This is a genomic window from Isoptericola halotolerans (genome assembly GCF_045689585.1).
GTDB lineage: Bacteria > Actinomycetota > Actinomycetes > Actinomycetales > Cellulomonadaceae > Isoptericola > Isoptericola halotolerans_B.
On record NZ_CP140108.1, the window covers coordinates 182,597 to 194,634 of the forward strand.

Consider the following 12,038-nt stretch of genomic DNA (forward strand, 5'->3'; position numbering starts at 1 on the left):
GGGCGTTGCGGTTTCCTACAGGTTGATGGTTGTGCAGGTGTTCGACCTGTGGGGACTCACTCGCCCCGGGTCTTCTTGATGATCTCGTCAGCCACGGCCTTGGGAACCTCGCCGTAGCTGTCGAACTGCATCGAGTACACGGCGCGGCCCTGCGTCTTGGAACGCAGGTCCCCGATGTACCCGAACATCTCGCTCAACGGTACCTGGGCGCGCACGACCTTGACGCCCGTGGCATCCTCCATGGACTGGATCAGTCCACGCCGCGAGTTGATGTCGCCGATGACGTCGCCCATGTACTCCTCGGGCGTCCGCACCTCGACAGCCATGAGGGGCTCCAGCAGCACCGGGTCGGCACGGCGGACGCCCTCCTTGAACACCATGGAGCCAGCGATCTTGAACGCCATCTCCGAGGAGTCGACGTCGTGGTACGCACCGTCGAGGAGCGTGGCCTTGACGCCGACCACCGGGAAGCCGGCCAGCACACCCTGCTGCATGGCCGCCTGGATACCGGCGTCCACCGACGGGATGTACTCACGCGGGATCCGTCCGCCGGTGACCGCGTTGGCGAACTCGTAGAGCTCGCCCTCCGTGGTCTCCAGCGGCTCGAAGGTCACCTGGACCTTCGCGAACTGACCCGAGCCACCGGTCTGCTTCTTGTGCGTGTAGTCGATCTTCTCCGCCTTGCGACGGATCGTCTCGCGGTACGCGACCTGCGGCTTGCCGACGTTGGCCTCGACCTTGAACTCCCGCTTCATGCGGTCGACGAGGATGTCGAGGTGGAGCTCGCCCATACCGCCGATGACGGTCTGGCCGGTCTCCTCGTCCAGCTTGACGCGGAACGTCGGGTCCTCCTCGGCGAGCTTCTGGATCGCCGTGGAGAGCTTCTCCTGGTCCGCCTTGGTCTTCGGCTCGATGGCCACGTCGATCACCGGCTCCGGGAAGGTCATCGACTCGAGGATGACCTGGGAGTCCGACGCGCTCAGGGTGTCACCGGTGGTGGTGTCCTTGAGCCCGATGAACGCGTAGATGTGGCCGGCCTGGGCCTCGGGGACCGGGTTCTCCTTGTTGGAGTGCATCTGGAAGAGCTTCCCGATGCGCTCCTTCTTGCCCTTGGTCGTGTTGTAGACCTGAGCGCCCTGCTCGACCTTGCCCGAGTACACCCGGACGTAGGTGAGCTTGCCGAAGAACGGGTGCGACGCGACCTTGAACGCCAGGGCGGAGAAGGGCTCCGAGGCGTCCGAGTGACGCTCGATGATCTTCTCCTCGTCCTTGGCGTCGTGGCCCTGGACGGGCGGGACGTCCAGCGGCGAGGGCAGGTAGTCGATCACGGCGTCGAGCATGGGCTGGACGCCCTTGTTCTTGAACGCCGAGCCGCAGAGGACCGGGAAGGCCTCCGAGTTGACGACGAGCTTGCGGATGCCGCCCTTGATCTCGTCGATCGTCAGCTCTTCGCCGCCGAGGTACTTCTCGAGCAGCTCCTCGTCCGACTCCGCCACGGCCTCGATGAGCTCGTTGCGGTACTCCTCGGCCTTGGCCTGGAGGTCGGCAGGGATCTCCTCGACGTCGTAGGTCTCGCCGAGCTTGGTCTCGCCGTGCCAGACCAGCGCCTTCATCTGCAGCAGGTCGACGACACCGGTGAAGTCGTTCTCGGCACCGATCGGCAGCTGGATGACCAGCGGCTTCGCCTTGAGGCGCTCGACGATCGTCTTGACCGTGAAGTAGAAGTCGGCACCGAGCTTGTCCATCTTGTTGACGAAGCAGATGCGCGGGACGTCGTACTTGTCGGCCTGGCGCCACACGGTCTCCGACTGCGGCTCGACGCCCTCCTTGCCGTCGAACACGGCGACGGCACCGTCGAGGACGCGGAGCGAGCGCTCCACCTCGACGGTGAAGTCCACGTGCCCCGGGGTGTCGATGATGTTGATCTGGTTGTCGCCCCAGTAGCAGGTCGTCGCGGCGGACGTGATCGTGATGCCGCGCTCCTGCTCCTGCTCCATCCAGTCCATCGTCGACGCACCGTCGTGCGTCTCACCGATCTTGTAGTTGACACCCGTGTAGTACAGGATGCGCTCGGTGGTGGTGGTCTTGCCGGCATCGATGTGGGCCATGATGCCGATGTTGCGGACCTTCTTCAGGTCGGTCAGCACGTCGAGTGCCACGGTGTCTTACCCCTCGGGTCAGTGGGACGTCGGGAACCGGTGCGGAGACCCGGCCTCTGCCGGCTCCAGATCCGCGGACGACCCCGGGAAGCTCCCGAGGTCGTCCGTGCGCATCACCAGCGGTAGTGCGCGAAGGCCTTGTTGGACTCGGCCATCTTGTGCATGTCCTCGCGGCGCTTGACCGCGGCACCGAGGCCGTTCGAGGCGTCGAGGATCTCGTTCATGAGCCGCTCGGTCATCGTCTTCTCACGACGGGCGCGCGAGAAGTCGGTGAGCCAGCGCAGCGCGAGCGTGGTCGACCGCGACGGACGGACCTCGACCGGAACCTGGTAGGTCGCACCACCGACACGGCGGGAGCGGACCTCGAGGGCCGGACGGACGTTCTCGAGCGCACGCTTGAGGACGACGACCGGGTCCTGGTCGGTCTTGTCACGGACGCCCTCAAGGGCGCCGTAGACGATCGACTCGGCGGTGGACTTCTTGCCGTCGAGCAGGACCTTGTTGATCAGCTGCGTGACGACGGGCGACCCGTAGACGGGGTCGACGATGAGCGGCCGCTTGGGGGCCGGACCCTTGCGAGGCATCAGGCCTTCTCCTTCTTCGCGCCGTACCGGGAACGCGCCTGCTGACGGCCCTTGACACCCTGGGTGTCGAGCGCGCCGCGCACGATCTTGTAGCGGACGCCGGGAAGGTCCTTCACACGGCCGCCGCGCACGAGCACGATCGAGTGCTCCTGGAGGTTGTGGCCGACACCGGGGATGTAGGCCGTGACCTCGATGCCGGAGGAGAGCTTCACACGCGCGACCTTGCGGAGCGCCGAGTTCGGCTTCTTGGGGGTGGTGGTGTACACACGGGTGCACACGCCGCGCCGCTGAGGGGAACCCTTGAGGGCCGGGGTCTTGGACTTCCCGGCCTTCGAGGTCCGGCCCTTGCGGACGAGCTGCTGGATCGTAGGCACTACGTCTCCGTCGTCTCTCGAGCTCACGAGGGCCTCGTGGCCCTCGACGGTGGTCTGTCTGGCTTGTGCGTGCCGATCGCAGGCGGCACCCGCGATCCTCACGGACCGCAACGCCACCTACCACCGGCTCGATGGCCCGGGTCCGCTCCCCGTCCTCACGAACGGTCCGAGCAGTCATCCGGGATGCTCGTGCACGCATCGGCGGCGCCTCCGGCTGCTCTCCCGACGGATGCTCACGAGCACCGTTCGGGCGACCAGCGGGATGCACGGCGCGACGGCACGGGCACGGCTTCCTAGGCTACCCGCGGAAACAAGCGGGGTCAAAGGGCGAGACGACGGCCCCGCTGTGACGTCCGTCGCCCCGCCCGACGACAGCCCCCGACCCGCCCTGATGCACCCGAGCAGCCTCCGCCGTCGTCGTCCGCGCGACCGTCCGCCGCAACGAAGACGGCGCGGGGAGGCCCGCCGTCGTTCCGGTCGTACGCATTCCCGAAGTGGAGCGCCCCCAGGGGCGCGTGAACGCGACCGGAACGACGGCGGGCCTCCCCGCGCCGCACAGGAATCAGCGGAAGTCGCCGAAGTCCAGGTCCTCCAGCGGGATCGCCTCGCCCGAACCCATGCCCAGGGTCGGGAAGTCGATCTCGTCGTAGCCGAAGCTCGGGTAGAGCTCCGCCTTGGCCTGCTCGGTCGGCTCCACCTCGATGTTCCGGTAGCGGGGCAGGCCCGTGCCGGCGGGGATGAGCTTACCGATGATGACGTTCTCCTTGAGGCCCAGCAGCGGGTCCCGACGACCGCTCATCGCCGCCTCGGTGAGCACCCGGGTCGTCTCCTGGAAGGAGGCGGCCGAGAGCCACGAGTCGGTGGCGAGCGAGGCCTTCGTGATACCCATCAGCTCCGGACGACCGGCAGCCGGCTGGCCACCCTCCGCCACGGCCTTGCGGTTCGCGTCCTCGAAGCGGGTGCGCTCGGCGAGCTCACCCGGCAGCAATGCGGCGTCCCCGGCGTCCAGCACGGTCACGCGACGCAGCATCTGCCGCACGATGACCTCGATGTGCTTGTCGTGGATGTCCACGCCCTGGGAGCGGTACGTGTCCTGCACGGCGTCCACGAGCTGCTTCTGCGTGGCTCGGGGGCCGAGGATGCGCAGGACCTTCTTGGGGTCGACCGCACCCTGGACCATCTGGGTCCCGACGGCGACGTGGTCGCCGTCGGCGATCAGCAGGCGCGCACGCTTGGTGACGGGGTAGCGGATCTCCTCGCCGCCGTCGTCGGGCGTGAGCACGAGGTGACGCGTGCGCTCGGTGTCCTCGATCGCGACCCGACCGGTGTACTCCGCGATGGGCGCCTCACCCTTCGGGGTACGGGCCTCGAAGAGCTCGGTGACACGCGGCAGACCCTGCGTGATGTCCTCCGCGGAGGCGACACCACCGGTGTGGAACGTCCGCATCGTCAGCTGCGTACCGGGCTCACCGATCGACTGCGCCGCGATGATGCCCACGGCCTCGCCGATGTCCACGAGCTTGCCGGTGGCCAGCGACCGGCCGTAGCACTTCGCGCAGGTGCCGACGCGGGACTCGCAGGTCAGGACCGAACGGACCTTGACCTCATCGATCCCGGCGTCGAGCACCTTGCCGATGATGATGTCGCCCGCGTCGGAACCGGCCTCGGCGATGACCGTGCCGTCCTCCGCCACGACGTCCGTGGCGAAGGTCCGCGAGTAGATCGAGGTCTCGACACGGGGGTGCGGGAGCAGCTGGTCGCCGATGCGCTCGGCCACCGGCAGGGGCAGACCCCGCTCCGTGCCGCAGTCCTCCTCGCGGATGATGACGTCCTGCGAGACGTCGACCAGCCGCCGGGTCAGGTAGCCCGAGTCCGCGGTACGCAGCGCCGTGTCCGCGAGGCCCTTGCGGGCACCGTGGGAGGCGATGAAGTACTCGAGGACGGACAGGCCCTCACGGTAGTTGGACTTGATCGGGCGCGGGATGATCTCGCCCTTCGGGTTCGCCACGAGGCCGCGCATACCGGCGATCTGACGCACCTGCATCCAGTTACCGCGGGCACCCGAGGAGACCATGCGGTACAGGGTGTTCCGCTCGTCGTTCTCGAGGTGGTCGCGCATGACGGCGGCGATCTTGTCGGTCGCCTGGGTCCAGATCTCGATGAGCTCCTGACGCCGCTCGTCGTCGGTGATCAGGCCCTTCTCGTACTGGCCCTGCACCTTGAGCGCGCGCGCCTCGTGCTCGTCGAGGATCTCGTCCTTCTCCGCCGGCATCGCGACATCGGTGATCGAGATCGTGACGCCCGAGCGGGTGGCCCACCGGTAGCCGGCGTCCTTCAGCGCGTCGAGCGCCGTCGCCACGTCGACCTTCGGGTAGCGCTCCGCCAGGTCGTTGACGATCGCCGAGAGCTCCTTCTTGCCGACGATCTCGTTCTGGAACGGGTAGTCGACGGGCAGCGCCTCGTTGAAGAGCGTGCGACCGAGGGTCGTCTCGAACAGCAGCGTCTGCCCGGGCTCCCAGCCCTCCGGGGCCTCGAAGCCGCGCAGCGGCGGCACGAGGTCCGACATCCGCACCTTGATGGTGGCGTTGATGTCGAGCTGGCCCCTGTCGAACGCCATGATCGCCTCGGCCTGGGACGAGAACACGCGGCCCTCGCCCTTCGCCCCGGGGCGGTCGGCCGTGAGGTGGTGCAGACCGATGATCATGTCCTGGGAGGGCATGGTGACCGGACGGCCGTCCGACGGCTTGAGGATGTTGTTGCTCGAGAGCATCAAGATGCGGGCCTCGGCCTGCGCCTCCGCGCTCAGGGGCAGGTGCACGGCCATCTGGTCGCCGTCGAAGTCGGCGTTGAACGCGCCGCACACGAGCGGGTGCAGGTGGATCGCCTTGCCCTCGACGAGCTGCGGCTCGAAGGCCTGGATGCCCAGACGGTGCAGCGTGGGTGCACGGTTGAGCAGCACCGGGTGCTCGGTGATGACCTCCTCGAGCACGTCCCACACGACGGGACGGGTGCGCTCGACCATGCGCTTGGCCGACTTGATGTTCTGGGCGTGGTTGAGCTCCACGAGCCGCTTCATGACGAACGGCTTGAACAGCTCGAGCGCCATCTGCTTGGGCAGCCCGCACTGGTGCAGCTTGAGCTGCGGACCGACCACGATGACCGAACGGCCCGAGTAGTCGACACGCTTGCCCAGCAGGTTCTGGCGGAACCGGCCCTGCTTGCCCTTGAGCATGTCGGAGATCGACTTCAGCGGACGGTTGCCCGGCCCGGTGACCGGGCGGCCGCGGCGACCGTTGTCGAACAGCGAGTCGACGGCCTCCTGCAGCATCCGCTTCTCGTTGTTGACGATGATCTCCGGCGCGCCGAGGTCGAGCAGCCGCTTGAGGCGGTTGTTGCGGTTGATGACGCGGCGGTACAGGTCGTTGAGGTCGGACGTCGCGAAGCGGCCACCGTCGAGCTGCACCATCGGGCGCAGGTCCGGCGGGATGACCGGCACGGCGTCGAGCACCATGGCCGACGGCGAGTTCGTCGTCGTCAGGAACGCGTTGACGACCTTGAGCCGCTTCAGGGCACGGGTCTTGCGCTGACCCTTGCCGGTGCGGATGAGCTCACGGAGCGTCTCCGCCTCGGCCTCCAGGTCAAAGCTCTCGAGGCGCTTCTGGATCGCCGCGGCGCCCATCGAGCCCTCGAAGTACGTGCCGTACCGGTCGACGAGCTGGCGGTACAGCATCTCGTCGCCCTCGAGGTCGGCGACCTTGAGGTTCTTGAACCGGTCCCAGACCTGCTCCAGGCGGTCGAGCTCGGCGTCCGAGCGCTTGCGCAGCTGCGCCATCTCGCGCTCGGCCGAGTCGCGGACCTTGCGGCGCGCGTCGGCCTTGGCACCCTCGGCCTCGAGCTCGGCCAGGTCGGCCTCGAGCTTCTGGGCGCGGGCGTTGATGTCGTTGTCGCGCCGGTCGGTGATCTCCTTCTTCTCCAGGTCGATCTCGTTCTGGAGGTTGGGAAGGTCTTCCTGGCGCGCCTCGTCGTCGACCCACGTGATCATGTAGGCCGCGAAGTAGATGACCTTCTCCAGGTCCTTGGGCGCTAGGTCGAGCAGGTAGCCCAGGCGGGACGGCACACCCTTGAAGAACCAGATGTGCGTCACCGGGGCGGCGAGCTCGATGTGGCCCATGCGCTCACGGCGGACCTTGGAGCGGGTGACCTCGACACCGCAGCGCTCGCAGATGATGCCCTTGAAGCGCACCCGCTTGTACTTGCCGCAGTAGCACTCCCAGTCCCGGGTGGGACCGAAGATCTTCTCGCAGAAGAGCCCGTCCTTCTCCGGCTTGAGGGTGCGGTAGTTGATGGTCTCGGGCTTCTTCACCTCGCCGTGCGACCAGGCACGGATGTCGTCGGCCCTGGCCAGACCGATACGCAGCTCGTCGAAGACGTTGACGTCGAGCAAGATGTCCTACTTCCTGATGCAGCAGATGTGGTCTAAGTCAGCTCGTCGCTGGGATCAGATCTCGTCGACCGTGGTGGCGGAGTTCGGCCGGCGCGAGAGGTCGATGCCGAGCTCCTCCGCGGCGCGGTACACCTCGTCGTCCGACTCCTTCATCTCGATCTGGGAGCCGTCGCTCGAGAGCACCTCGACGTTCAGGCAGAGCGACTGCATCTCCTTGAGGAGCACCTTGAAGGACTCCGGGATGCCCGAGTCGGGGATGTTCTCGCCCTTGACGATCGCCTCGTACACCTTGACGCGGCCGGGGATGTCGTCGGACTTGATGGTGAGCAGCTCCTGGAGCGTGTACGCCGCTCCGTACGCCTCGAGCGCCCACACCTCCATCTCGCCGAACCGCTGACCACCGAACTGCGCCTTACCACCGAGCGGCTGCTGGGTGATCATCGAGTACGGACCGGTCGACCGGGCGTGGATCTTGTCGTCGACCAGGTGGTGCAGCTTGAGGATGTACATGTAACCGACGGCGACCGGGTCCGGGAACGGCTCGCCGGAGCGGCCGTCGAAGAGCGGCGCCTTGCCGTCGAGGCCGACCATGCGGTCGCCGTCGCGGTTCGGCAGCGTCGTGGAGATCAGTCCGCGCAGGGCGTCCTCCTCCAGGCCGTCGAACACCGGCGTCGCCACCGGGACACCCGGCTCCGAGCGCTTGGCGTGCTCCGGCAGCTTCTCGCGCCACTGGAGGTCGTCGCCCTCGGCGAGCTCGACGTCCCAGCCACGGCTGGCGACCCACCCGAGGTGGGTCTCCAGCACCTGACCGACGTTCATCCGGCCGGGCACACCGAGCGGGTTGAGCACGATGTCCACGGGGGTGCCGTCGGGGAGGAACGGCATGTCCTCCTGCGGCAGGATCTTGGAGATGACGCCCTTGTTGCCGTGACGGCCGGCCAGCTTGTCGCCGACCGTGATCTTGCGGCGGTTGGCGATGTAGACCCGCACGAGCTGGTTCACGCCGGCGGGCAGCTCGTCGCCGTCCTCCCGGTTGAACTCGCGCACGCCGATGACCGTCCCGGACTCGCCGTGCGGCACCTTGAGAGAGGTGTCGCGGACCTCGCGGGCCTTCTCGCCGAAGATGGCGCGCAGCAGGCGCTCCTCCGGGGTCAGCTCGGTCTCACCCTTCGGGGTGACCTTGCCGACCAGCACGTCACCGGCACCGACCTCGGCGCCGATGCGGATGATGCCACGCTCGTCGAGGTCGGCCAGGACGTCCTCGGAGACGTTCGGGATGTCCCGCGTGATCTCCTCGGGGCCCAGCTTGGTGTCGCGCGCGTCGACCTCGTGCTCCTCGATGTGGATCGAGGACAGCACGTCGTCCTCCACGAGGCGCTGCGACAGGATGATCGCGTCCTCGTAGTTGTGGCCCTCCCACGACATGAACGCCACGAGCAGGTTGCGGCCGAGCGCGAGGTCGCCCTCGTCCGTCGCCGGACCGTCGGCGAGCACCGAGCCCACCTCGACCCGCTGACCGGCGTCGACCAGCACACGCTGGTTGTAGCTCGTGCCCTGGTTCGAGCGGCGGAACTTCGCCACGCGGTACGTCGTGGTGGTCGCGTCGTCGTTGGCGACCGTGATGAGGTCGGCCGAGACCTGCGTGACCACACCGGGCTTCGACGCGACGATCACGTCGCCGGCGTCGACGGCGGCGCGGCGCTCCATGCCGGTACCGACCAGCGGCGCCTCGGAACGCACCAGCGGCACGGCCTGACGCTGCATGTTGGCACCCATGAGGGCGCGGTTGGCGTCGTCGTGCTCCAGGAACGGGATGAGCGCGGTCGCCACGGACACCATCTGGCGCGGGGACACGTCCATGTAGTCGACGTCGGAGGCGAGGACGTCGTCCGTCTCGCCGCCCTTCGTGCGGACCAGGACGCGGTCGAGCGCGAAGGAGCCGTCCTCGTTGAGGGTCGTGTTCGCCTGGGCGATGACGTGACGGTCCTCGTCGTCGGCGGTGAGGTAGACGACCTCGTCCGTGACGCGGCCGGCGACGACCTTGCGGTACGGGGTCTCGATGAAGCCGAACGGGTTGATGCGACCGAACGACGCCAGCGAGCCGATCAGACCGATGTTCGGGCCCTCGGGGGTCTCGATCGGGCACATGCGGCCGTAGTGCGACGGGTGGACGTCGCGGACCTCCATGCCGGCGCGGTCGCGGGACAGACCACCCGGGCCCAGCGCGGAGAGACGCCGCTTGTGCGTCAGACCGGCGAGCGGGTTGTTCTGGTCCATGAACTGCGAGAGCTGCGAGGTGCCGAAGAACTCGCGGATCGACGCCACCACGGGGCGGATGTTGATCAGCGTCTGCGGGGTGATCGCCTCGACGTCCTGCGTCGTCATGCGCTCGCGGACCACGCGCTCCATGCGGGACAGGCCGGTGCGCACCTGGTTCTGGATGAGCTCGCCCACGGCCCGGATGCGGCGGTTGCCGAAGTGGTCGATGTCGTCGGTCTCGACGCGCACCTCGTACGGCTCGCCGTCGCGGGTGCCGTCGATGCTGCTCTTGTCGGCGTGCAGCGCGGCGAGGTACTTGATGGTGGCGACCACGTCGGTCACCGACAGCGTGCTCTCGCCGAGCTCGGCCGAGACGCCGACCTTCTTGTTCATCTTGTAGCGGCCGACCTTCGCCAGGTCGTAGCGCTTGGGGTTGAAGTAGAAGTTCTCGACGAGGGCGCGACCCGCCTCGACCGTCGGCGGCTCGCCCGGGCGGATCTTGCGGTACAGGTCGACCAGGGCCTCGTCCTGGGTGTGGACGTGGTCCTTCTCGAGGGTGTCGAGGATCGTCGGGAAGTCCGCGAACTCCTCCCGGATCTCCGACTCGGTGAGGCCGAGGGCCTTGAGCAGCACGGTGACGGGCTGCTTGCGCTTGCGGTCGACGCGCACGCCGACGGCGTCGCGCTTGTCGATCTCGAACTCGAGCCACGCACCGCGCGACGGGATGATCTTCGCCGAGTAGACGTCCTTGTCGCTCGTCTTGTCCGGCGTCCGCTCGAAGTAGACGCCCGGGGAACGGACGAGCTGCGAGACGACGACGCGCTCGGTGCCGTTGATGACGAACGTGCCACGGTCGGTCATGAGCGGGAAGTCGCCCATGAACACCGTCTGGCTCTTGATCTCACCGGTGGTGTAGTTGACGAACTCGGCCGTGACGAACAGCGGCGCCGCGTACGTGAAGTCCTTCTCCTTGCACTCGTCCACCGTGTACTTCGGCGGCTCGAAGCGGTGGTTGGAGAAGGAGAGGGACATCGACTGGCCGAAGTCCTCGATCGGGGAGATCTCCTCGAAGATCTCCTCCAACCCGGAGGCGTCCGGGACGTCGTGACGACCGGCCTCGACCGCGGCCTCGACCCGGGCCTGCCAGGCCTCGTTCCCCAGGAGCCAGTCGAAGCTCTCGACCTGGAGCCCGAGCAGGTCGGGCGCCTGGAGCGGCTCGTGGATCCGGGCGAAGGAGACGCGGCGGGAGGCGGTGCGGTTCGCGATAGCGTCGGCGGACGGAGCAGAAGGGGTGCGCGAGGCAGCCAAGAGGGGTCCTTCCCTGCAGTTCGATGGCACGCTGTACGCTCGGTCCTGCGACGGGGCGCCGAGCCGCGGCGAGAGGGACCGCTCCACGAGCCAACCGAGGGTGACCACGGTGGTCTCAGCGAGCGGGACGTCATCGGCGGGAGGGGCGTCTGGGCACAGGCGAGCGCAAAGCGCTAGCGTAACCGAAACCGTGGAGCAAGTCCACCCGCGTGGGCGCGCGAGCAGACGTCCTCGGCTTCGTGGGTCGTGAGGACGTTGTCTCGGTGGCCGCCATATGCCGCCCAAGAAACGGTACCTGCCGACGTTACCGCCGGTCCGCCCCCGTCGCCACCTCCACGGCGGAGCCGTTGCTCACACTCCCCCGGCCCCTCACAGGTCCCTCACGGGAGCACGACGAAGGCCCGCCCCCTGAGGGGACGGACCTTCGTGCGGCGGGGACGCGACGACCGGGGTCGTCGCGCGTCAACGTGAGTGCGGCTCAGGCCGCGACGCTCACTTGAGGGTGACGGTGGCGCCGGCGCCCTCGAGCGCCTCCTTGGCCTTGTCCGCGGCGTCCTTGTCGACGGCCTCGACGACCGGCTTCGGCGCGCCGTCGACCAGGTCCTTGGCCTCCTTGAGACCGAGGGACGTGAGCGCGCGCACCTCCTTGATGACCTGGATCTTCTTGTCGCCGGCCGACTCGAGGATGACGTCGAACTCGGTCTGCTCCTCGGCAGCCTCGGCCTCGCCGCCACCGGCGGGGGCGCCCGCGGCAGCCACGGCGACCGGAGCGGCGGCGGTGACGTCGAACTTCTCCTCGAAGGCCTTCACGAACTCGGAGAGCTCGATGAGGGTGAGCTCCTCGAAGGCGGACAGGAGCTCGTCGGTGCTGAGCTTCGCCATGATGTGGCGTTCCTTTCAATCAGCGCTT

Annotated in this window: 6 protein-coding genes; all 6 read right to left on the reverse strand. The window is 67.9% G+C overall.

What is annotated here, in order from left to right:
• Nucleotides 1–56: 56 nt before the first annotated feature.
• Nucleotides 57–2,159: an elongation factor G gene (gene fusA, locus UQW22_RS00930; RefSeq protein ID WP_407318974.1), complete on the reverse strand. Its 2,103-nt coding sequence runs from the start codon at nt 2,157–2,159 to the stop codon at nt 57–59.
• Between the two features lie 113 nt (nt 2,160–2,272).
• The gene (rpsG, locus tag UQW22_RS00935) at nt 2,273–2,743 is read right to left on the reverse strand and encodes a 30S ribosomal protein S7 (RefSeq protein ID WP_407318975.1); all 471 of its coding nucleotides are present in this window, start codon (nt 2,741–2,743) and stop codon (nt 2,273–2,275) included.
• Entirely contained in the window at nt 2,743–3,117 is a 375-nt protein-coding gene (gene rpsL / locus UQW22_RS00940; protein ID WP_106267324.1) for a 30S ribosomal protein S12, read from the reverse strand. Before rpsL ends, rpsG begins: the two co-directional genes overlap by 1 nt.
• Before the next feature lie 562 nt (nt 3,118–3,679).
• The gene (locus UQW22_RS00945) at nt 3,680–7,561 is read right to left on the reverse strand and encodes a DNA-directed RNA polymerase subunit beta' (protein WP_407318976.1); all 3,882 of its coding nucleotides are present in this window, start codon (nt 7,559–7,561) and stop codon (nt 3,680–3,682) included.
• 54 nt (nt 7,562–7,615) lie between these two features.
• Entirely contained in the window at nt 7,616–11,128 is a 3,513-nt protein-coding gene (rpoB, locus tag UQW22_RS00950; protein WP_407318977.1) for a DNA-directed RNA polymerase subunit beta, read from the reverse strand.
• Nucleotides 11,129–11,620: 492 nt separating this feature from the next.
• Nucleotides 11,621–12,010 (reverse strand): 50S ribosomal protein L7/L12, encoded by a 390-nt coding sequence (rplL, locus tag UQW22_RS00955; RefSeq protein ID WP_407318978.1) that lies wholly within the window; start codon nt 12,008–12,010, stop codon nt 11,621–11,623.
• Nucleotides 12,011–12,038 lie beyond the last annotated feature (28 nt).

Coding starts and splice junctions, on each gene's coding strand:
- rpsG (WP_407318975.1), bottom strand. CDS start 2,743: ATGCCTCGCAAGGGTCCGGCCCCCAAGCGGCCGCTCATCGTCGACCCC.
- rplL (WP_407318978.1), bottom strand. CDS start 12,010: ATGGCGAAGCTCAGCACCGACGAGCTCCTGTCCGCCTTCGAGGAGCTC.